At 65.9% G+C, this 21460-nt stretch carries 17 protein-coding genes; 8 read left to right on the forward strand and 9 right to left on the reverse strand.

Going from position 1 to position 21460, the window contains the following annotated elements; translation table 11 throughout:
* The first annotated feature begins 36 nt into the window (after positions 1-36).
* The 7 genes from GWG54_RS05355 to GWG54_RS05385 all read left to right on the forward strand — a co-directional run bounded on the left by GWG54_RS05355 (position 37) and on the right by GWG54_RS05385 (position 5430).
* On the forward strand, positions 37-225 hold the full coding sequence (locus tag GWG54_RS05355; protein ID WP_167936795.1) for a CbtB domain-containing protein: 189 nt from the start codon (positions 37-39) through the stop codon (positions 223-225).
* Positions 226-229: 4 nt separating this feature from the next.
* A complete protein-coding gene (locus GWG54_RS05360; protein WP_167936796.1) occupies positions 230-952 on the forward strand; it encodes a CbtA family protein in 723 nt (240 codons plus the stop codon).
* Positions 949-1269 carry a (2Fe-2S) ferredoxin domain-containing protein gene (locus GWG54_RS05365; RefSeq protein ID WP_167936797.1) on the forward strand — a complete coding sequence of 107 codons (321 nt, stop codon included), beginning with the start codon at positions 949-951 and terminating at the stop codon, positions 1267-1269. The genes GWG54_RS05360 and GWG54_RS05365 overlap by 4 nt, the downstream gene beginning before the upstream one ends.
* A 125-nt stretch (positions 1270-1394) precedes the next feature.
* Positions 1395-2360, forward strand: coding sequence for a transcription initiation factor IIB family protein (locus GWG54_RS05370; protein WP_167936798.1), 966 nt, complete (start codon positions 1395-1397; stop codon positions 2358-2360).
* Positions 2361-2887: 527 nt separating this feature from the next.
* The gene (locus tag GWG54_RS05375; RefSeq protein WP_167936799.1) at positions 2888-4165 is read left to right on the forward strand and encodes a polysaccharide deacetylase family protein; all 1278 of its coding nucleotides are present in this window, start codon (positions 2888-2890) and stop codon (positions 4163-4165) included.
* A 70-nt stretch (positions 4166-4235) separates the two neighbouring features.
* The gene (locus GWG54_RS05380; protein ID WP_167936800.1) at positions 4236-4454 is read left to right on the forward strand and encodes a hypothetical protein; all 219 of its coding nucleotides are present in this window, start codon (positions 4236-4238) and stop codon (positions 4452-4454) included.
* A 433-nt stretch (positions 4455-4887) separates the two neighbouring features.
* Entirely contained in the window at positions 4888-5430 is a 543-nt protein-coding gene (locus GWG54_RS05385) for a PH domain-containing protein (protein ID WP_167936801.1), read from the forward strand.
* 288 nt (positions 5431-5718) lie between these two features.
* On the opposite strand, the gene GWG54_RS05390 is transcribed toward GWG54_RS05385, so the two are convergent.
* The 9 genes from GWG54_RS05390 to GWG54_RS05430 all read right to left on the reverse strand — a co-directional run bounded on the left by GWG54_RS05390 (position 5719) and on the right by GWG54_RS05430 (position 19038).
* Positions 5719-6708, reverse strand: coding sequence for a hypothetical protein (locus GWG54_RS05390; protein WP_167936802.1), 990 nt, complete (start codon positions 6706-6708; stop codon positions 5719-5721).
* A gap of 96 nt (positions 6709-6804) precedes the next feature.
* Complete coding sequence (locus GWG54_RS05395; RefSeq protein WP_245242750.1) at positions 6805-7428, reverse strand: hypothetical protein; 624 nt, start codon at positions 7426-7428, stop codon at positions 6805-6807.
* A 7-nt stretch (positions 7429-7435) separates the two neighbouring features.
* The gene (locus tag GWG54_RS05400; protein ID WP_167936803.1) at positions 7436-8143 is read right to left on the reverse strand and encodes a hypothetical protein; all 708 of its coding nucleotides are present in this window, start codon (positions 8141-8143) and stop codon (positions 7436-7438) included.
* Positions 8143-8640: a DUF4870 domain-containing protein gene (locus GWG54_RS05405; protein ID WP_167936804.1), complete on the reverse strand. Its 498-nt coding sequence runs from the start codon at positions 8638-8640 to the stop codon at positions 8143-8145. Before GWG54_RS05405 ends, GWG54_RS05400 begins: the two co-directional genes overlap by 1 nt.
* A gap of 435 nt (positions 8641-9075) precedes the next feature.
* Positions 9076-11037, reverse strand: coding sequence for a bacterio-opsin activator domain-containing protein (locus GWG54_RS05410; protein ID WP_167936805.1), 1962 nt, complete (start codon positions 11035-11037; stop codon positions 9076-9078).
* The gene (locus GWG54_RS05415; protein WP_167936806.1) at positions 11034-12056 is read right to left on the reverse strand and encodes an ATP-binding protein; all 1023 of its coding nucleotides are present in this window, start codon (positions 12054-12056) and stop codon (positions 11034-11036) included. Before GWG54_RS05415 ends, GWG54_RS05410 begins: the two co-directional genes overlap by 4 nt.
* 469 nt (positions 12057-12525) lie before the next feature.
* On the reverse strand, positions 12526-14292 hold the full coding sequence (locus GWG54_RS05420; RefSeq protein WP_167936807.1) for an L-lactate permease: 1767 nt from the start codon (positions 14290-14292) through the stop codon (positions 12526-12528).
* 265 nt (positions 14293-14557) lie between these two features.
* Positions 14558-17548, reverse strand: a complete 2991-nt coding sequence (locus GWG54_RS05425) for an FAD-binding and (Fe-S)-binding domain-containing protein (RefSeq protein ID WP_167936808.1) — start codon at positions 17546-17548, stop codon at positions 14558-14560.
* 140 nt (positions 17549-17688) lie between these two features.
* Complete coding sequence (locus GWG54_RS05430; protein ID WP_167936809.1) at positions 17689-19038, reverse strand: glycerate kinase; 1350 nt, start codon at positions 19036-19038, stop codon at positions 17689-17691.
* A gap of 128 nt (positions 19039-19166) precedes the next feature.
* On the opposite strand from GWG54_RS05430, the gene GWG54_RS05435 reads away from it, so the two are divergent.
* Complete coding sequence (locus tag GWG54_RS05435) at positions 19167-21428, forward strand: NADP-dependent malic enzyme (protein WP_167936810.1); 2262 nt, start codon at positions 19167-19169, stop codon at positions 21426-21428.
* The last annotated feature ends 32 nt before the right edge of the window (positions 21429-21460 follow it).

Raw genomic sequence — 21460 nt, forward strand, 5'->3', positions numbered from 1 at the left:
TTACAACTACACTTTTGTTAGTGCAGATGAAGTTGTATGACTACGTCCAACGAAACCGTCCGCGATCGAATCAACCGTGCCCGGCTCGAGCTGTCTCCCCCGCAGATCCTCGCGGTAGTCGCGCTGACGGCGGCGCTCGGGTTCGCGCTGCTGTTCCTGCAGGAACCGCTCGCACACGACTCGATGCACAACTTCCGGCACGCGGCCGGCATCACCTGCCACTGAGACGATGATCGCACGCTATCTCGAGCGCGGCGTCGCCGCCGGCACGATCGCTGGCCTCGCCTACGGCGCGTACATGGGGCTGGTGGGCAACCCGCTGGTCGCGTACATGGAAGCTGCGGCGCATCACGATCACGGCCACGAGCACGCTTCCGCCGTCGCCGAAACGACGACGACGATCGTGAGCATCGGTAGTGGGGTCCTCTGGGGGATTCTCCTCGGCGGGCTCTTCGGACTCACGTACTACTTCCTCGAGCCGTCGCTTCCCGGGACGGGGACGGCCAGAGCGTACGTCCTCGCCGGGGCGGGATTCCTCTCCGTGTCGGTCGCGCCATGGCTCCTGTTGCCGCCGGCTACCCCGGGTGCCCAACAGGCGCTCGCTACCGGCCCTCGACTGATCGCCTACGCGGCGCTGATGGTCGTCGGCGCGCTCGTCAGCGCCGCGGCGATCCTCGTGTACCGGAGCGTCGCTGCTCGCGGTCGGCTCGTCGCCGCGGTTGCGGCCGCCGCGCCGATCGTGATCCTCGGCGTCGCGGCGTCGCTCGCAGCGCCGACGGTGACCGCCAACGACGCGCTCGCCGGCGAACTGGTCGCCGCGTTCCGGGGGGTGGTGGTATTGAGTCAGGCCGCTCTGTGGCTTCTCGTCGCCGGCTGCTTCGGCTGGCTCCACCGACGCGGCGGGAGAAACGCGACGACCGCGCGCGATAGGGCGTCCGCCTCGAACGCATGAAACGGCGGACGAGCGAACAGCGGACGCGCCTCGACGCCCACGTGTTCGTCTGCACCAACGCTCGCGATTCCGACTACGCCTGCTGTGCTGACGCGGGCGGAGCGGCAGTCGCCGACGCGGTTCGGGACTGGCTTCGGGAGCGAAACGCGTTCTGGTCGCCGGTTGGCGTCAGCACGACGACGTGTCTCGGCCTGTGCAGCGAGGACGGGTCCGCGCTGACGATCCAGCCCCGAAACGAGTGGTTCTCGGACGTCCGGCCCGACGACGTCCCCGAACTGCTCGCGAACGAGTTCGGGCCCGACGCCGAGAGGCTGTGACCCGAGCGCCCGACCGCTCTGTAGTCCTGCGGGAGCGTCGCGTTCGGAGCGGACAGAAGCAGGTGATCCCTCGAGCAGACACTCCCAGCGTTTAACCTTCTCGGGCGACTCTCTCAACTCGACCGATGAAACGCCCGACCCGCCAGAAACAGCGCGACGAGCAGACGACGAACAACGAGGCTGCACAGGAGGGCGTTCGGGCGTGTCCCGAGTGCGAGTCGACGGCGCTCGTTCGAAGTTCGGACGGCAGCGAGGTCAGCTGCGAGGACTGCGGACTCGTCCTCGAGGAGGAGGGAATCGATCGCGGACCGGAGTGGCGGGCGTTCAACCAGTCGGAGCGGGACAGCAAGTCCCGCGTCGGGGCGCCGACGACCCAAACGATGCACGACAAGGGGCTGACGACGACGATCGACTGGAAGAACAAGGACGCCTACGGGCGCTCGCTGTCCTCCGAGAAGCGAACGCAGATGAGCCGGCTCCGGAAGTGGCAGGAGCGCATCCGCACCAAAGACGCCGGCGAGCGCAACCTGCAGTTCGCCCTCTCGGAGACCGACCGCATGGCCTCGGCGCTGGGCGTCCCCCGTTCGGTGCGCGAGGTCGCCAGCGTGCTCTACCGGCGCGCGCTCGACGAGGACCTCATCCGCGGTCGATCGATCGAGGGCGTCGCCACGAGCACGCTGTACGCGGCCTGTCGTATGGAGGGCATTCCCCGCTCGCTCGACGAGGTCGCGGCGGTCTCGCGGGTCGATCGGATGGAGATCGGCCGCACGTACCGCTACATCTCCCAGGAGCTCTCCCTCGAGATGGAGCCCGTCGATCCCAAGAAGTACGTCCCGCGGTTCTGCTCCGAGCTCGACCTCCCGGAGGAGGTTCAGTTGAAGGCCAACGAGATCATCACCACCACCGCCGAGCAGGGGATGCTCTCGGGGAAGTCGCCGACCGGGTACGCCGCGGCCGCGATCTACGCGAGCGCGCTGCTGTGTAATGAGAAGAAGACCCAGCGGGAGGTCGCCGACGTCGCGCAGGTGACCGAAGTTACGATCCGGAACCGGTACCAGGAACAGATCAGCGCGATGGGTATTCACGACTGAGCCGGGTCGATCCGCTTCGCTCTTTTTCGCCCCGCTCGAGCGGAACGCGTCCGCCGAGAAACTTCGCCCCCGCGGACGCGATTTCGCTGCCTGCCGGTCTCGAATCCGATCGCGACGGCGCCACTCGCCGATAACGGGACGAACGTCGCCGGCGCTCCTCCGAGTGCGAGAGTTCGTCGACCCGTTGAGGCGTCGGGAACCGACCGAGAACCGGCGCCTCGAGCGGGGGACAACGTCGCGGCCTCCCCGCCGCGGGCGGAGCACGCCGCGAGGACCTCGCCTTCGAGCCGAACGAGTGGACGAGACCGACTGTCGAACGTTCGCCGGCAACGGTCGGCTCGAGAGCGCCACCGACGCTCTCCGAATATCCCGATTCGACCGGCCGTCGCGCTTCTTGCCTCGGAATCTCGTGAAATGATAGTATTCTATTCCTGTAATAATATACTCAGTTCACTAATCATAAATCAACTATGTAGAAGAAACCTAACACCCGGCGACGGTTCCTTACACTGTCCGGATCGGCGACGATGGCGGGACTGGCGGACTGTACCAATCGGCTCCGATCGGAAACGTCGAATGACAACGGATCCGACCCGTCGGACGATACGCCGACCGGGAACGGTGACTCGGACGAGACGAACGGCTACGACTCGCCGCCGCTGGCGGTCGAAACGGAGTACGACAGCCGCGAAGAGTTCGGCCAGCCGGGCGACTCGTTCGACGACTTCGAGGACCTCGACGTCTGGGAGACGGTCCGGGGAACTGCGGAGCCGGACGACGACACCGCGTTCGACGGGCCCCAGAGCCTCAAACTCACCGCCGAGGACGGCGAGAACGTCATGGTCGAACGGTCGATCGAGACGACGGATCTGACCGACCACGACTTTTCGTTGGCCGTGCGCACGTCTACGCCGGACAACGTGGCAATCGACATCCGGCTCGTCGACCTCTACGGCGGGTACGCACACCACCAGCTCTGGAGCGTTACCTACCGCACGCCGGATATCGACTGGTTCCAAACGAACCCGGGCGTCTTCGACGAGAGCATGACGCCGCTCGAGCGCGACGCTGTCGACAAGATCCAGTTCATCGTCCACAACACCGGCGACACGGAGGTGTGGGTTGACAACCTGCGCCGCCACGAGAAACCGGAGAAGGGGTACGTCGTCCTCAGATGGGACGATGGTTCGAAGGAGTTCTACGACACCGTGAGCCTGCTGCACGACGAGTACGGCGTCAACGCGGTCCAGGCCGTCGTCAGACAGTGGATGCGCGGACAGCGCGAGGGAACCATGAACGTCCAGCAGCTCCGAGAGCGCCAGGAGGCCGGCGACCAGATCGTCGCACACGGCACCCACACCCGGCTCGCGCAGGCGGACGAGAAGTCGCTCAAGGAGCGCCTTCGACGGGACAAAAACTGGGCCGTCCAGAACGAACTCGAGGGCGGCCACTACATCGTCTACCCGCACAACAGCTTCGATCGGACGTCCTTGGACGTCGTCTCGGACTACTACGCGGGCGGGTTCAACCAGTCGGGTAACGTCAACCCCACCGTCGTCCACGGGTTCGATCCCCTCGTTCTGCCGCGTACGATCGGTCACGACCTCGATATCTCGATGCGGTGTGTCGACCTCGCCGCCGAACACCGCCAGTGTTCGATCCTGAACTTCCACGCTTTCGACCAGGACAACACGCTCGACCGGAAGGAGTACGAACGCCTGCTCGAGCATATCGATAGCAAGGGCGACGACCTCGAGGTGATCGACTTCGACGACCTCTGGACGATGCGTCGCAACGGTCACTGACGCCGGACCGTCCGGATCCGCTCTACTAATGGCATGCCTTAACACGCCACGGAACGTACTTGTGATCGGAATGAGTCCCAACCGAAATTCCCTCGACAAGAGCGAACTCAGAAACAAGGACGAGACGGAGGTTCCGATCGGTGAACCGCGGGAGGCGGACAACCGCGGCCACAACATGTGGCGGTGCATGGATTGTGGTGAGATGGGGCGGTTCTCCGACAGCCTCCCGGACGCCTGTCCAGCCTGCGAGAGTCCGAAGGAGGAACTGTACTACTGGGAGGAAGACTAGCGCGAGGAGGCCCTGCGGCCCCCGCGGCTCCCACTTCATCCACGGACCGTCCGAACCGCTCCGCGAACTAAAGCTGCCACGCCACGCGCTCCTCCCCACCCTACTCGCTTCGCTCGTTGAGGAAGGGGGCTCCGTGCTATCCGCTAAAGCTGAACCCGAGCGCAGCGAGGCGCCGACTTCCTGACAACCCCCTCGAGACGGCAGATCGCGTCGCGTTCAACACACCGTCGACCGCCGAACGAACACTAACACTGAGGGTGATGCGGCCCCAACGACGCAGCGTGGAACCGACGATGTTCACCGTAACTCGAGACTTCCGACTCGAGGACGATCCGCTCGGGCGCGTTCGTTCCGGAGCCGAGGACGTTCCGGTGGTATCCGGATTCGAACCCGCCACGGAACGCGCAGACGGGCGCGCCGAGGGGGGACGCCGATGACGAACGCACGGTCGTCGTATGACGAACTCGCTAGTGCCGACTGGCTCCACCTCACGGAGGGCGAGCGTGTCCGCTGGGCGGGTCGGCCGTCCTGGCTCACCATCGCGGTCTCGGTCGCGGCCGGCGTCGGCGTCGCGCTCGTCGGGATCGTGCTCACCGTCTGGCTCTCCGGCACGAATGTTCCGTCCTGGCTCGTGTACCTTCCGCTCGCGTTAGTTCTGGTCGGTGCGGGACGGGTCTGCTTGACGTACCTCAACTGGATTCGACTCCTGTACGTCATCACCGACGAGGAGATCTACGTCAAGCGCGGCCTGGTCTCCCGCGACGTCACACAGATTCGTCTCGACAGGATCCAGAACACCGCGTACAATCAGTCCGTCCTCCAGCGGCTGTTCTCGTACGGCGACGTCATGATCTACACCGCCGGCACGTCGACCGAGGACGTCACGTTTCACGGCGTCCCGGACCCGGAGCGCGTCAAGCAAACGCTCACCCGTCTGCTGAGCGAGAGCCGAGTGCCGCGATCCGGTGGCCTCTGAGGACGACGCCGATCCGGGCTTCGCTCAAGCGAGGACCCGCCGTGGCTAGCCGTCGGGCCGAAAGAGCGCACAGTTCGGACACCAGACGGAGTCGTCGGTCCGTGCGATCCGTCGTCCGCCACAGTCTGTGCATCGATCGTCGGTGTAACGAACCATGTAGTACGAACGACAGTACCACCACATATGCTTTCCGTCGGATCCCCCCGCGCGAACCTTCGTCGACGATCCGCGTCGAAACGGTTCCGCGGGTCGGCCCCCGAGACGGCGACTGCTGGTGCGGAGACCAGTTCACGTCGGCTTTTCGGCGGGACGCTCGTCGTCGTCGACATCCCCGGTGGGATACCCCGCGGTCTCCTCGGCGTCCGCCCTCGCCGTCAGCTCCCGGAACTTCCGCGAGCGCCGCTCGAGGAGCGCGACCGTGTCGCCGTCCGTCGTCAGTTCGCGCGATTCGATCAGGAACGTCGTGATCACGACGGTCTCGACCCAGGGTCTGAGCACGCCGAGGTAGACGGTCAGGCCGACCCCGGCGACGGCGACCCAGCCGAGGATCTCGAACGTCGGCGAGAGGCTCCCGAAGACGGCGGCCAGCGGGGTCAGCGCCAGCAACAATCCGAACGCGACCGCGTACATTCCGAGAACGATCGCCAGCGTCGAGCCGAGGATCGACTTCCAGGTCTTCGCGTAGAGGACGACTCCGTCGCGGGCGGCCCGCCAGTTGTTCTTCTCCTCGGCAATGAAGACGTACGCGATGATCGCCTCGTCAATGTACGACGCCGCGAGTCCGATTGCCCTCCGGAGGACGGTGAGGACGTTCTTCAGCGTCGGGACAACGCTCACGAGGTTTGACAGTGAGACGGCTCGGTTGTTGAACTGCCGGAGCGCCGCCTTCACCAGCTGATCGACGACGAACAGGGCGTTGGCCTCCGAGAAGTATGATCGCACCTGTCCGGTACCGAACGCGAGTTGGTTTCGCGGCGTCTCGCCCGTGTCGACGATCTGTGCGATGACGGCAATATGGCCCGCGGCGACCATGTAGAGGACGTACCGGCGGGCAAACCGAATCGCGGCCAGGAACAGCAGGGTCGCGACGAGCAACCCGATCCCGCCGATTGGTCCGGAGACGGTCCCTGCGTCGAGCAGCGTCAGCACCAGCCAGCCGACGATCCCGAAGTAGACGACCGTGACGAGGCCGAACAGGATCCCGATGGCCATCCGTAGCGCGACGAATGGAAGCGTCCTAAAGAAGATGGTCGTTGCCTTCAGGAAGTGCAGTGCCATTGCTACCCCCTCCGTCGGTTCGGCGGTGACGACGAGGCCGCCCTCGCCGAGGTCGTCGTTCGGTTCCGCGCCGTCGGTGTATCTCGCGTTAGCATGCTATCTCCCAGGTAGCCTCCCCGCCGTCGGGATCGTGTGCCACGTCGTCGTACATGTGGTGAAGGGCTCGAGGTGGAGGCTGCCCGACGTCCCGCGTCTCAGTTCGAACTCGACCTCGTCGACGGTCGTCTGGGCGGTGTCGGCCTCGATCTCGCCGATCGTTTCGTCCGCGCCGCCCTCCGGAAAACCGAGGTAAACCTCGACGACGTCGGACGCCGCCGGGTCGTCCCGCTCGACCCAGAACTCGAGCCCGTTGTTCACGTCGCGGTGCCGGATCATCTCGTTTTCCGGCGGAACGGTGCTGTTCCCCTCACACGAGGCGTCGTCGTAACCGTACGTCTCCCCGAGGAACGCGATCTCGGCGGTTCCGACGCCCTCCTCGCTCCCGCCGTCGGTGCTCGCGTCGCTCGATCCCCCCGTTTTGTCGTCGTCTGCCGACTCGTCGCTCGTCCCCTCGACCCCATTACCGTTGCCCTCGGCATCGTCCTCGTCCCCGCTGAGGCAGACGCTCGCGACCGAAACGCTCGCGACGCCAAGTGCTCGGAGAACCGTTCCCCGGTCGACGCTCCCTTCACTGCTCCGCCCTGCCGTCGTCACCGTCTCCGTGAGTGGGTTCGTCGTCATTCGTCACTCAGCTCTCGCCACTCGGCGATTCGTACTCGAGCAGTTCCATCTCGAGCAGTTGCTCACCGCTCTCGTCGTAGTACACGACGAACGCGGGAAACGCCAGGTCGGGCGAGAGACAGCTCTCGTGGACGACCGCGCCGTCGATCTCGGTTACGGTCACGTAGCAGTCGGTTCCGACGTAGGAGTCGGTGTCCTCGACTGCGTACCGAAAGCTCCCCTCGTCGGTCGCGACCCGCCACTCGTGGCCGACGTAGACGCCCTCGTTGGCGGTGACGTACGGCGAGTGCAGCCCCGAGCCGATGAAGATCGCCGACGGTGTCGCCATCAGCTCCGAGAACACCTCGTCCTGGGTTCCGGTTGCGGTTCGAGCGAACTTGTCCCCGCTCTCGAACGTCAGCTCCGTGTCGACGACGAGCCGATCCTCGCCCGCGTCCTTGATGGTCCAGCTGAAGGTTCCGGGTCCGTCCTCCTCGGTGTCGATGCGGTACTCGTAGCGCTCGCCGGGCTCGAATTCGTACAGCCGCCACTCCTCGTCGGTTTCGGGCGGCTCCTCGGGGGTCTCGACGTCGAACCCTGTTCGATCCCGGAGCTCGTCTCCTGCCCGGTCGCTGACCTCGCCTCTCGCCCGGCTCGTGATGTCGTCGACGCTGAGACAGCCGCTCAGCGCCGTGAGCCCGGCGACCGCCACGAACGAACGCCGGCGCACACCCATCAGACGTACCTCTCTGCGACCTCCCCGGCGACGGGGAGGGCGTATCGCTCGCCCGTGAACGCCTTGTATGTCAGAAGTGCCCACAGGATGAACCCGAGCGGGGCGAGCACTAGGAACGTCAGCATCGAGATCGCCAGCGAGAGCATCCAGCCGACGAACGGCAGGAACTCGAGGACGAATCCCATCACGAACACGCCCATCGAGAGGACGAAGAAGCCGCCGAAGACGACGATGCTCTGTGCGGCGTGGAACCGGACGAACTCGTTTCGGTCCTCGAGGAAATAAAACAGTACCGCGATAAACGGTGCGAAGAGGTAGGCGAGCGCCCCTGCAACGTTCTCGCTGAGTCCGCCGACGACGTCCGCTTCGGCGGTCGAACCCTCCGCGTTCGGATCGGCGACCGCCGGATCCGGACTGGCGGACTCCCTCTCTCCCGGGATTGGGTCCGGGCCGCTGGTCGATAGCTGTTCGTCGATGTCGGTGTTGTCTGTTGCCATTGGTTTCTCCTTCATATCGCTCTTTGGGGCCGTCCGCTCTCGAGGAGGGGACGTGCCGCCGAATCGAAGCGTGTCGGATCGCGTCCCCGGTGACGTGTCGGTCCACTGCGATCGCGATCGAGTCTCCTGCCCACCCCGTGGCATTTCACGGGTAACGGCCCTCGTTTACCGACAGATTTGCGGGGAAGACGTTCACGCTGTATTACAACAGTTGTCACTCGAATAGGAGAAGTGTTACCGCGACATATGTCGTGTCGACGGTCGTTCCGCGCGGGTCGGAGTCGGTGCTGATCTACCGGGATCCGACACATGAAGGTACTGCCTTTTTATACGTCGGGCGAGTACAGTCCTCACGACCGCCGTCACGAGCACCGATCCCTGCCCGTTCCCTCGAGGGGAGTCGGGTGTCGAAGCCATCGATCGCGGACGCTGGCCTCAGTCGCCGTAGAACGCGGTGAACACCTTCTGCTGGGCCGCGCGCAAGTGTTGTAGGTACGTCGAGTGGGAGATACCCAGCACGTCCGCAATATCGGTCGCGGATGAGCGACGCGGCTGCTCGAAGTAGCCGTGGCGGTAGGCCGCCTCGAGGGCGACCGCCTGTTTTTCGGTCAGCGCTCTCGTATCGACCGTCAGCGCCCCGCCGCGATCCGTCCACTCGCGTTCGACGAGGGACAGCACCGACACGCGACCGTACCGGTCCTCGAGGTGGTCGACTAGCGCGTCGAAGTTCTCCCTCGAGGGGAGTTCGATCCGAAGCACCGCGCGGTCGGCGGTGACCTGTGTCGATCGAACGCGCGCGTTGAACGGAGCGAGGGTCGACTCCGGGGTCTCTCCGTCGACCATCAACTGAAACGAGTCGGCTTCGGCCCGCCGGACCGGGACGACCTCCCGGACGGCCGGGTGAGCCGCGGCGGCGTCGCGAAACTCCTCGGTGGAGCCGCCGCAGAGGGTGGCGTACTGGACGAGTTCGCCGTCGCCGTTCGAGTAGGTGCTGTGGACGACCAGTTCCGGCTCCGATGTCTTGACGGCGGCAACGACCTCGCTCAGGTAGTGCGGGCCGTCCCGGAGTTCGATTCGGGCCTCGATGCCGTGGTCCGCGGTGAGCGCCTTCCGGGCATCCATGTGGTGGATCGCGTAACCCACGGTCGCCGCGAGGTCCCGGAGGAAGTCGCGCTCGGCGTCGTCGATCGAGTGGGGTTCGGTCCGGTAGGCCGCGAGGACACCGTAGATGATGTCCTCGTAGCCGACTGGAAGCGCGATCGCGGTCCGAAATCCGCGCTCGAGTGCGAGATTCCGCCAGTCGGTCGGAAACAGCGCCTCGAGGTCGGCGATCACCCGCGCCGTTCCGGTTCGGGTCGCCCAGACGCTGGGTTCGCACTCGTGTTCGGTCCGCTCGAGCGAGAGTTCGACCTCGTCGACGTACCGCCGGTCTCCGGCGACGGCCCGCGGCTGGAGCCTCCCGTCGACGGCTGCCCCGAACCAGACGAGGTCGTACCCCTGCTCGGCGAGTTCGGAGACGACGGCATCCTCGAGTTCCTCCCGACTTCGCGACGCCACGAGTGCCCGCTGGAGATGTCTGTTGAGGTTTCGCTCCCGGCGGTGGCGCACCTCCTTCAGTCGCTTCGCCGTGACGTCCCTGATCGAGAGCATCGTCGCCGGGATGCCGTCGTACACGAGTTCGCGCCCGGTGTACTCGCAGTGGGCGACCGTTCCGTCGCCGGTTACCAGCCGAAAGCGGTGGACGCCGTTCGTGAGGACCTCGCTGTCGATACCGCGGAACCGCTCGCGGTCGGCCTCGTGGACGAACGCCTCGGCGAACCGGGTGTCGACGAGGTTGTCCACGCTCGAGTCGGTGAACTCGGCGAAGCGTTCGTTACAAAACAGGATCCATCCCTTCCGAAGGATCACGATCGCGTCGCGGCTCTGCTCGATGACGGTCCGGTAGCGCCGTTCGCTGTCCTCGATCGCCCGCCGCAACGCGCGGCGCTCGACGGCGTTTCGGATCTTGCCGGCTAGAACGGGTGTCTGGTCAATCGTGGGGTCCTTCGGAAGGTAGTCGGTCACACCGGCGTCGATGGCCCGCGCCGCGACCGTCTCGCTGCCCTCACCCGTGACGAGGACAATCGGGAGCTCCGGCCGACTCTCCCGGACGCGCTCTACTAGTTCGATCCCGTTGGTCTCCGGCATCCGATAGTCGACGACGAGACAGTCCTGTTCTCCCTCCCGGAGCGCGGACAGCGCCTCGTTCGCGCCGAGGACCAGTTCGACGCGCAGGGACGGCTCCCGGCGTTCGAGTTCCTCGGCCGTGAACGCAGCCCACCGCTCGTTGTCGTCGACGAGCAGGACGTTGATCGACTCGAGTGACGGCATCCCTCTGTCGGTCGAGGACTCGGTCATTCGGCTACCCCGCCGCTTCGCCCGACGGACGTTCGCTCCCGAGTATCGGTCCGGATTCCAGCCGCGACGGGCCGTTCCTCCTCCGGCTCGCGGTCGTCGTCGGTGCGTGCCAGTCGGACCGTCACGACCGACCCCGTCGGTCGATCGTGCGCGACCGAGAGCTCGGCCCCGTACCCCTCGGCCAGCGATCGGACGATGTAGAGCCCGTAGCCGGTCCCCTCGTACTCCGTAAGCGGCGTCTCCCCGGTAAGTAGCTTCCACGGCTGTTCGGGAAATCCGGGGCCGTCGTCGGCGATCGAGACGGTGATCCGGTCGTCGGATTCGGTGACGACGACGGTCATCTCGGGCTCAGGACCGTCGTTGTGGACAACGGCGTTCGTCAGCAGGTTGTAGCACAGCGACGCGAGCATCTCGTCGGCGTCGGGAACTCGATCGCCCTCGGCCGTCGCGACCTCGATCGTCCGATCGTCGGCCGGCTCGTCCGGTTCCGGAAGGACGGCGCTCGCGGACGTTTCCGCGAACGGCGGGGAGGCGCCGAGCAGTCTCTCGACACTCCCGTTCGAGTGGACGATCCGCCTGTTCGAATCGAGAACGAGGACGCCGTCCGGCGAGTTGCGCATCGCGGTCGTGTACACGACCGGCGGCAGATCCAGCAGCCGGTACCGGAACGTTGCAACGCCGAGTGCAGCGACCGGAAGGCCCGCCGCCGCGGGGACGAGGTTCACCCCCTCGCGGCCGAACGGCGGGACGCCCGCGACCGCGAGGAAACTCGCCCCGATCGGGGCGACGACCGCGGCCGTTAGGAGGGCGGCCTGCGGGTAGTACGCTCGGCCGGTGCGAGCCAACTCCGACAGTACGACCGCGAGCGTGAGTGCGGCGTAGACGATCGCGACGAACGCGAACAACGTCGGCGACCGCCCGCGGCGCCGGGCGCGGGCGACCGCGTACGCACCCAGGGCGACCGAAAGTGCGGTCGCGAAGAGGATCGGGTACGCGTAGACGGTGTGTTGCCACGCCATATCAGTTCCTCGAGCGAGAATGATATAACGGTACCGGATAATATCTCCTCATCGTTTAGGTCGCTCGCACTGACTCTCGACCGGGGTGTAAGGGGGCCGACTCCCGCTCGCTGACGACGCGGTTCAGACGAGAACGGTAGGCCGATCTATCCAGCTACGCTAGTTCTCGATAAGTTGGACCTTTAGAGAATAATAAATACATCGACATAACTACCCCCAAGTTCGATGAGCTCTCCGATCTGAGGTTTCGATCGGGGTGCCGTCTATTTGTTCGCCTCATCGGAGGTCGAAACGACGATTTTCGTCGGGTCGCTCTTCTCGAGACGACACTCGAGTGGCTTCGTCAGAGGTGTCTTTCTAAGGAAATCTATCCTTTAACATATATAATAATGCTACTGATAATAGCCGGATACAGAGGGCTGTTTTCGAAACGGCTTCAACCGGAATCGCAGAGTCGAGAAGGAGACGGCTAGTAGACGTCGAACACCGACGGGAGCACGTCGGGCATGACATAGACGAACAGCAGCGCCCAGACCCCGACGACGAGGGCGTAGTAGAACAGGGGGATCAGGTTCAACCGCATCACCCGTCCCTCCTGACCGACGAGGCCGACGGTCGCCAGCGCCGCGACGATGTTGTGGATCGCGACGAGATTACCGATCGCGCCGCCGACGGCCTGCGTTCCGACGACGATCTGGCTGGGCAGGCCGAGCTCGTGTGCGGCCGTGAACTGGAAGCCGCCGAAGGTGATGTTCGACACCGTGTTCGAGCCGACCATCGCGGCCGCGAGCGCGCCGATCAGCGCCGCCAGTGCCGGGTACAGCGGTCCGGTCACGTCCGCGGTCGCGATGGCGAGGATCTCGATCATGCTGCCCGCCTCGGGCGCGCCGGGCGCGCCGCCGGACAGGATCATCACCTGCACCATCGCGATCACGAAGACCAGCGCGATAAACGGCGAGACCAGTTTCTGGATCGCCTCGCTCCAGGCCGCCTTGACTTGTTGGCCTGACATTCCGAAGATGCCGATCGCGATGATCGCGCTGAGCAACAGCCAGAAGCCCGGGGCGTTCATCCACCCGATCGCTGCGGAGAGATCGTACCCGAACATCTGGGTCCACTCGATCACCACACCGATCGTGAACTCTCCAACGCCGGCGATAGCGAACTCGGCACCGAGGTCCGCGTCGTTTATCACCGCCGAGATCGGGTCGACGACGCGGGTGACGACCAGCAGGACGATGAGCACGATGTAGGGGGACCACGCCTTCAACAGCGACATCTGCTCGCCGCCGTTCGGAACGGCCCCGTCCGCGCCGTCGTCGCCGGGTTCGATCGCGCCGACCCAGTGGTCGGCCCACTCCTCGCGCGGCGGGAAGTCCCACTCGTCGTCCGGAAGGAGGTAGCCGCGTCGAAGCATCGACACGGTGATCGCACCGCCGACCATCGCGCCGATCAGCGCGGGGAACTCCGCGGTGAGAAACCACGCGGAGATCCAGTACGGGATCGCGAAGGCGATCCCCGCGAACAGACAGAGCGGCCAGACGCTGAGCGCCGGCTTGATCGTGCGCTCGTCCGACGGGCCGAAGAAGTAGACGACCATGGCGACGGCGAACAACGGCATCACGAAGCCGGTCAGGGCGTGGTAGGTCGCGGCCCACGCGGCGACCTCGTAGGAGTACTGGACGACGCTCATCCCGCCCTCGTTGACGATCTGGTCCTCGTAGATCATCAGCGGCTCCTGGATGCCGACGATGATCGGCGTCCCGACCGCGCCGTAGGTGACGGCCATGACGTGACCGATCAGCGCCGCGATGACGGCTGCCAGCGCCGGGAATCCGAGCGCGAGCATCAGCGGCGCGACGACCGCCGCTGGCGTTCCGAACCCTGCCGCGCCCTCGATGAACGTCGCGAGGAAGAACGCGATCAGCACGATCTGGACCCGTCGATCGTCCGAGACGGCGGTAAAGCCCCGGTTGATCCGGTCGAACGCCCCGGCCTGCATCAGCGTGTACAGCAACACCAGCGCGCCGAAGACGATCCACAGGATCTCGAGAGCAGTCATCACCCCGACGAACGACGATCCCACCAGGTAGTCCGGTGGGTTGTTCCACCACACGTAGCCGACGGCGAGCGCGGCGATCCACGCGATCGGCATCGCCCGCGTCGCCGGCCACAGAAACCCGATGAGCAACACCGCGACGACCGCGAGCGGTAGCGCCGCGACGGCAACATCCATCACCATTCGTCCCGATCACCCCGACTGAATCGGTCTTCGATCGCCGTACGTCCGTTCCCCTGTTCCGGTTCGCACCGTCTCGCACCGTCCTTTCTCATCATGAACGTCCCGTGATCACGTCTCTCATAAGGTATAATAAATGGTTCTATTTATAATCTGATGAATACATGTTATCTAGAGAATATTCCGATCGACACGGCGGTCGCGTCCGGGAGGTACGACCGTCTCCGCTCTCGAACGGCCCAAAAATATCAGACTTATTATCCTATCGTGCGGTCAACAGTTCGTTCACCTTCTCGATCGGGTGAGGCGGCTTTTCGCCGGGACCGTCGCGGTCGCCGATCTGGCTCCGACAGGAGGCGCCGGGGGCGACCGGGTCGCCGTCGCTCTCGTCGATCTTCTCGAAGAGGCGTTCGCCGATCGACTTCGAGAGGTCGTAGTGTTCAGCCTCGTAACCGAAGGAGCCGGCCATGCCACAGCAGGTGCTGTCGAGCGGATCGACCGCGTACCCCGCGCGCCGGAGCACGCCGACGGCGTGGTGGTCCTTTCCGGTCGCCTTCTGGTGGCAGTGACCGTGGTAGGCCAGCGTCTCGTCGGTCTCCTCGAGCGGGAGCTCCTCGACGAGGCGGTACGTGTCCATGTACTCGGCGATCCCGTAGGAGTGGCCGGCGACCTTCTCGGCGGTAGCGGAGGGTGCCAGATCGAGGTACTCGTCCTGGAACATTACGGCGTCGGAGGGCTCGAGCGAGACGATCTCGTACCCCTGATCGACGTACTCGGCGAACTTCTCGATGTTCGCCACCGCGCGCTCCTCGGCGTCGTCGAGCATGCCGACCGAAAACGCCGCGCGACCGCTCGGCCCGACGTCGTCGGGGACGGTGACGTGGACACCCGCCGACTCGAGGACGCGCACGGCGGCCTTGCCGGGTCGGGGGTAGCTGTAGTTCGTGTACGTATCGGGGAACAGCACGACCTTTCGGTCGGCCGCGTCGGGGTCGACCCGCGGCCCGCGCTCGGCGAACCAGTCCTGGAAGGACTCCTGCCGGAAGCTCGGCAGCTCCCGGTCGGCGGCGATGCCCGCCACCTTCTCCATCACGAGCCGGCTGCCGGGGAGCTTCGGCCCAAGGTTCGAGACGGGCGCGAGCGCGCTCCCGATCCTCGAGAGGGTGTCGATGTTCCCGAACAGCCGCTCGCGCAGGCCCGTCCCTTCCCGCTCGTGGTACTGGTGTTTCGTCTCGGCTTTGAGCTTCGCCAGGTCGACCCCGGTCGGACAGTCGCTCTTGCAGCCCTTGCAGCCGACACAGAGATCCAGCACCTCCTCCTGAAAGCGCTCGGAGTACATTTCCTCCTCGGGGAGGTCGCCCGAGATCGCCGACCGAAGCATGTTCGCCCGACCGCGGGTGGTCGCGATCTCGTCTTTCATCCCCCGGTAGGTCGGACACATCACGTCGTCGGTCTGTCGGCAGGTGCCACAGCCGTTACACAGCTCCACGAGGTGGGAGAAGCCGCCCTCCTCGGAGAAGTCGAGTTTCGTCTGGGGCTCGATCGAGGCGTAGGCGTGTCCGTACCGGAGGTTCTCGCGCATGTCCGTCGGGTTCTCGTCGGTGTAGACGACCTTCCCCGGGTTCATCCGCCAGTCGGGGTCGAACGCCGACTTGATCTCCTTGAACGCCTCCCAGAGGTCCTCGCCGTACATCTTCGGGTTGAACGCGGTGCGGGCGAGTCCGTCGCCGTGTTCGCCCGAGAACGCCCCCTCGTGTTCGAGGACGAGGTCGGTGACCGCGTCGGTTATCGACTGCATCGTCTGGATGCCGCCGTCGTCCTTCAAATTGAGGATCGGCCGGATGTGCAGAGTCCCGCTGCCCGCGTGGGCGAAGTAGGCAGCGGAGGTGTCGTGGTCCTCGAGGACGTCCATGAACTTCTCGACGTACTCCGCGAGCTCCTCGGGGGGCACTGTCGCGTCCTCGATGAAGGGGTACGGCTTCGGGTCGCCCTCGAGACCCATCAGCAGCGGAATCGCGGCCTTCCGGAGCTTCCAGAGGTCGGCCTGGTCCGCCTCGCTGTAGGCCTCGAGGGCGCCGAAGGCGTCACCGTTCTCGACGAAGTGTTCGTTGGTGCGGCCGACGGCCTCCTCGAAGTCGTCGTGGAGCTCCGAGTCGTACTCGAGCATCAGCGCCGCCTCGGTGGCGTCGGGGATCGGCTCCTCGTACTGCGCGAACTGCTCGGATTCCCGGGCGAGCCGGAACATCTCCTCGTCCATCAGTTCGACGGCGCTGGGATCGAACTCCAGTGCCTCGGGGACGGCCTCGAGGGCCTCGATGAGGTCCTCGAAGCAGTACAACACGAGCGCGGTCTCCTCGGGGAGGGTGACGAGGCTGATCTCGGCCTCGACGACCACGCCCAGCGTCGACTCGGCGCCGACGAACAGCTTCGAGAGGTTGACGACCTCCTCGCCCTCGTCGTTCTCGTAGACGACCTTGTTGAGGTTGTACCCGGAGACGTTGCGCTTGAGGTTCGGGTACTTCTCCTCGATTTCCTCTCGGTTCTCCTCGACGAGACCGCGGACGGTCTCGTAGATCTCGGCCTCGCGGTCGTTCTTCGAGACGATCTCCTCCCATTCGGGGGAGTCGACGACGACCTCGCGGGTGTGGATCAGCGAGCCGTCCGCGAGGACGACGTCTAACTCCTCGGTGTAGGCGTCGGTGATCCCGTAGCGGACGGAGTGGGCGCCCGTCGAGTTGTTCCCGATTCCGCCCCCGATCGTCGCGCGGTTCGACGAGGCGGGGTCGGGCGCGAACTTGAGCCCGTACTTCTCGGCGGCGTCGTCGAAGTGATCCTGAACGACGCCGGGCTGGACCCGCGCCCGCCGGCGGTCGGGGTCGATCTCGATGATATCGTCCATGTAGGTCGTCATATCGAGCACGACACAGCCCGGACCGACGGCCTGCCCGCCCAGCGACGAGCCGGCGCCGCGGGCCATGATCGGCACGTCGTGCTCGGCGGCGACGCGCACGGCGTTTTGCACGTCGTCGGCGTTGCGGGGGAGCACGACGCCGGCGGGTTTGGCCTTGTAGATACTGCCGTCGGTCGCGTACAGGACCTGCGCGTACTCGTCGAAGCGCACTTCCCCCGTTACGACCGACCGAAGATCCGCAGCGAGATCGACGTACTCGTCGACGTCGTCGTACTCGTGATCGAGTTCGTCACGAAACTCCTCGTAGTTAGCTAAGCCACCGTGTGGCTTTTCAACAGCCATCAGTCGACTCTGGGGGATCGATTATGATAAATCCTGTGCCTCTCGGACCCACGCCCCTCCGGAAAGGACCGCTTTCGGTGCCGGTATTCGGCAGTTATTGCCAGCCCGCCCGAACGCGGCCGTCCGTTCTCCGCCGGGGGTCAGTCCTCGACGACGAGGGCCCGGAGGTCGTTGACGTTCGTCCCCGTTGGTCCGGTTCGAACGATCGCCTCGGCCAACTCCAGGATCGGCAGGGCGTCGTTGCGCGCGAGCGCGCGTCGCCCCGCCGCCGTCAGGACGTCGTCGGCCGCCGCGATCGCCCCGGCGGCGTCGGTCGCGCCATCGATCCCGTCCGTGTCGACGCTCGCGACGACGACCGCGTCGCTCTCGAGTTCGACGGCACCGCCGAGCACGAACTCCTGGTTCGGGCCACCCTCCCCGTGATCTTCGGCGAGCGTAACGGTGGTCTCACCACCGGAGAGCAGTACTGCCGGCGGCGAGATCGGATCGCCGGTCTCGGCGCACTCCTCGGCGATCGCGACGTGGGTGATCGCCGACTCGCTGGCCTCGCCCCGAACCCGCGAGGACAGTACGAGCGGCTCGTAGCCGCGGTCGGCCGCGACCTCGCGGGCCGCCTCGATCGCTGTCCGGCCGCTTCCGAGTACGTGGATCCGCACGGACTCGAGCAGCAGATCGTCCGGCGAGACCGTCTCGGGGTTCTCGCCGCGCTCGCCGGCCTCCAGGTACGCCGAGACCGTCTCGGGAACCGACAGCTCGTAGCGCTCGAGCACCTCGAGGGCGTCCGCGTAGGTCGACGAGTCGGGGGCTGTCGGGCCGCTGGCGATCACGCTGAGGTCGTCGCCGACGACGTCGCTCAGGACGAGCGTCGCGACCGCTGCCGGCGCCGCCCGGCGGGCGAGCTGGCCGCCCTTGATCGCCGAGCAGTGCTTGCGGACGGCGTTGATCTCGTCGATCGACGCGCCACACTCGAGCAGCGACTCGGTGACCGACTGGAGGTCGGCCAGTGAGATCGATCCGGCGGGAGCCGGCAGGAGGGCGCTTCCGCCCCCGGTGATGCAGGCGATCACGAGGTCGTCCTCGCCGGCCCGCTCGGCGACCTCGAGGACTCGTCGGGCACCCTCGACGCCGTCCTCGCTCGGGATGGGGTGGTCTCCGGGGTGTTCCTCGATGACCGACGTCCCGGCGGGATCGTCAGTGACGACGACCCCGCCCGCGAGCGCGTCGCCGAGCGCGTCCTCGAGGGTTCGGGCGAGGTGGCCTGCGGCGTTGCCGCCGCCGACGACGAAGACGTTCTCGTAGCGATCCAGGTCGTACTCGGTGCGCTCGTCCCCGGCGGCGTTCTCGACCGCGAGTAGGCCGTCCCGAACGGTCAGCGTCTCGTTGACGATCCGCTCGGGGTGGGCGGCCTCGATCCCGGCGACGATACACTCGAGCGCGACCGCGTGCGCGTCCGTTCGCTCGAGCGCGTCGCGGTTCTCGATCGTAACCATACGTTCCAATGAACGGACCGCGGTATGTAGCTTTCCTGGATCGACCGTGGCTCCCGCACCCGCCATCGGACATGCATGATTGTTGGTGGTAAAAACAGCTTTACCACTCGTACGATATGTGATGACATATGTCCCTCGAGGACGAATCACTCGACTATCACGAGGAGGAACCGCCCGGAAAGATCGAGATCGCGACGACCAAATCGACGAGCACGCAGCGGGACCTCTCGCTCGCGTACTCGCCCGGCGTCGCCGGCCCCTGTCGCGCCATCGACGAGCGAGCCGACGATGCCTACCGGTACACGGCGAAGGGGAACCTCGTCGGCGTCGTCTCGAACGGCTCCGCCGTGCTGGGGCTGGGCGACATCGGTGCGCAGGCCTCGAAGCCCGTGATGGAGGGGAAAGGGGTCCTGTTCAAGCGCTTCGCCGACATCGACGTCTTCGACCTCGAGTTCGAACTCGACGATCCCGACGCGATCGTCGAGGCGACCGCGGCGATGGAGCCGACGTTCGGCGGGATCAACCTGGAGGACATCGCGGCGCCGGACTGCTTCGAGATCGAGGAACGGCTCCGCGAGCGCATGGACATCCCCGTCTTCCACGACGACCAGCACGGGACCGCCATCATCTCCGGGGCCGGACTGCTGAACGCCGCCGAACTCGTCGGCAAACACCTCGAGGATCTCGAGGTCGTGTTCTCGGGTGCGGGCGCGAGCGCGATCGCGACGGCCCGGTTCTACGTCTCGCTCGGCGTCGATCCCGACAACATCGCGATGTGTGACTCGACCGGAATCATCACCGAGGAGCGCGCCGAGGCGGGCGACGTCAACGAGTTCAAGCGGGAGTTCGCCCGCGACCTGCCCGAGGGCGGACTCGCGGACGTGATGGAGGGCGCCGACGTCCTCGTCGGGCTGTCGGCGGCCGGCATCGTCTCCCAGGAGATGGTCCGATCGATGGCGTCGGATCCGATCATCTTCGCGATGGCCAACCCTGACCCAGAGATCGGCTACGAGGAGGCCAAGGCCGCCCGCGACGACACGGTCATCATGGCGACGGGGCGCTCGGACTACCCCAACCAGGTCAACAACGTGCTCGGTTTCCCGTTCATCTTCCGGGGCGCGCTCGACGTCCGCGCGACCGAGATCAACGAGGCGATGAAGGTCGCCTGCGCCGAGGCGCTGGCCGACCTGGCGAAACAGGACGTCCCCGACGCCGTCATCAAGGCCTACGGGGATCAACCGCTGCGCTTCGGCCCCGAGTACATCCTGCCGAAGCCGATCGACCCTCGAGTGCTGTTCGAGATCGCGCCCGCGGTCGCCGAGGCGGCAATCGAGAGCGGCGCCGCCCGCAGCGAGGTCGATCCCGAGACCTACCGGGAACGCCTTGAGGCGCGGCTGGGCAAGTCCCGCGAGATGATGCGGGTCGTGCTCAACAAGGCCAAGAGCGACCCCAGACGCGTCGTCCTCTCGGAGGGGGAAGACGAGAAGATGATCCGGGCGGCCTACCAGATCCAGGACGAGGGGATCGCGACGCCGGTGTTGCTCGGCGACCGCGACGAGATCGGGACGACAGTCACCCGGCTCGGCCTCGAGTTCGACCCCGAGATCGTCGATCCGTCGACCGGCGACTACGACGCCTACGCCGACCACCTCTACGAGCAGCGCCAGCGCAAGGGGATGACCCGCACCGAGGCCGACGACCTCGTCCGGAGCGATCCGAACTACCTCGGCAGCGTGATGGTCGACGTCGGCGACGCCGACGCCATGCTGACGGGGCTGACCCACCACTACCCCTCGGCGCTGCGGCCGCCCCTCGAGGTGATCGGCACCGGTGACGACGCCGACTACGCCGCCGGCGTCTACATGCTGGCGTTCAAGAACCGCGTGATCTTCATCGCCGACGCGACGGTCAACCAGGATCCCGACGCCGACGTCCTCGAGGAGGTCACCCGCCACACCGCCGACGTCGCCCGCCGGTTCGACGTCGACCCCCGCGCGGCGATGCTGTCGTACTCGAACTTCGGCAGCGTCGACAACGAGCGCACGCGCCCCTCCCGCGAGGCCGCCCAGCGACTGCAGGCTGACCCGAGCGTCGACTTCCCCGTCGACGGCGAGATGCAGGCCGACACGGCCGTCGTCGAGGAGATCCTCGACGGCACCTACGAGTTCTCCGAACTCGAGGAGCCGGCGAACGTGCTCGTCTTCCCGAACCTCGAGTCGGGCAACATCGGCTACAAGCTGCTCCAGCGGCTGGGCGGCGCCGAGGCAACCGGGCCGATGCTCGCGGGGATGGACAAACCCGTCCACGTCCTCCAGCGAGGCGACGAGGTCAAAGACATCGTGAATCTGGCGGCCGTAGCGGTCGTCGACGCACAGCGAACGGAGAACTGATCGAAGCCACCCTCTCATACGGTTTCCTGTAC

The organism is Natronococcus sp. JC468, assembly GCF_012163165.1.
GTDB classification, from domain to species: Archaea; Halobacteriota; Halobacteria; order Halobacteriales; family Natrialbaceae; genus Natronococcus; species Natronococcus jeotgali.

What these genes read in the sequence shown, in the direction of transcription:
- GWG54_RS05355 (WP_167936795.1), top strand. Translation starts at nt 37, where the DNA reads ATGACTACGTCCAACGAAACCGTCCGCGATCGAATCAACCGTGCCCGG.
- GWG54_RS05360 (WP_167936796.1), top strand. Translation starts at nt 230, where the DNA reads ATGATCGCACGCTATCTCGAGCGCGGCGTCGCCGCCGGCACGATCGCT.
- GWG54_RS05365 (WP_167936797.1), top strand. Translation starts at nt 949, where the DNA reads ATGAAACGGCGGACGAGCGAACAGCGGACGCGCCTCGACGCCCACGTG.
- GWG54_RS05370 (WP_167936798.1), top strand. Translation starts at nt 1,395, where the DNA reads ATGAAACGCCCGACCCGCCAGAAACAGCGCGACGAGCAGACGACGAAC.
- GWG54_RS05375 (WP_167936799.1), top strand. Translation starts at nt 2,888, where the DNA reads ATGGCGGGACTGGCGGACTGTACCAATCGGCTCCGATCGGAAACGTCG.
- GWG54_RS05380 (WP_167936800.1), top strand. Translation starts at nt 4,236, where the DNA reads ATGAGTCCCAACCGAAATTCCCTCGACAAGAGCGAACTCAGAAACAAG.
- GWG54_RS05385 (WP_167936801.1), top strand. Translation starts at nt 4,888, where the DNA reads ATGACGAACGCACGGTCGTCGTATGACGAACTCGCTAGTGCCGACTGG.
- GWG54_RS05390 (WP_167936802.1), bottom strand. Translation starts at nt 6,708, where the DNA reads ATGGCACTGCACTTCCTGAAGGCAACGACCATCTTCTTTAGGACGCTT.
- GWG54_RS05395 (WP_245242750.1), bottom strand. Translation starts at nt 7,428, where the DNA reads ATGACGACGAACCCACTCACGGAGACGGTGACGACGGCAGGGCGGAGC.
- GWG54_RS05400 (WP_167936803.1), bottom strand. Translation starts at nt 8,143, where the DNA reads ATGGGTGTGCGCCGGCGTTCGTTCGTGGCGGTCGCCGGGCTCACGGCG.
- GWG54_RS05405 (WP_167936804.1), bottom strand. Translation starts at nt 8,640, where the DNA reads ATGGCAACAGACAACACCGACATCGACGAACAGCTATCGACCAGCGGC.
- GWG54_RS05410 (WP_167936805.1), bottom strand. Translation starts at nt 11,037, where the DNA reads ATGACCGAGTCCTCGACCGACAGAGGGATGCCGTCACTCGAGTCGATC.
- GWG54_RS05415 (WP_167936806.1), bottom strand. Translation starts at nt 12,056, where the DNA reads ATGGCGTGGCAACACACCGTCTACGCGTACCCGATCCTCTTCGCGACC.
- GWG54_RS05420 (WP_167936807.1), bottom strand. Translation starts at nt 14,292, where the DNA reads ATGGATGTTGCCGTCGCGGCGCTACCGCTCGCGGTCGTCGCGGTGTTG.
- GWG54_RS05425 (WP_167936808.1), bottom strand. Translation starts at nt 17,548, where the DNA reads ATGGCTGTTGAAAAGCCACACGGTGGCTTAGCTAACTACGAGGAGTTT.
- GWG54_RS05430 (WP_167936809.1), bottom strand. Translation starts at nt 19,038, where the DNA reads ATGGTTACGATCGAGAACCGCGACGCGCTCGAGCGAACGGACGCGCAC.
- GWG54_RS05435 (WP_167936810.1), top strand. Translation starts at nt 19,167, where the DNA reads ATGTCCCTCGAGGACGAATCACTCGACTATCACGAGGAGGAACCGCCC.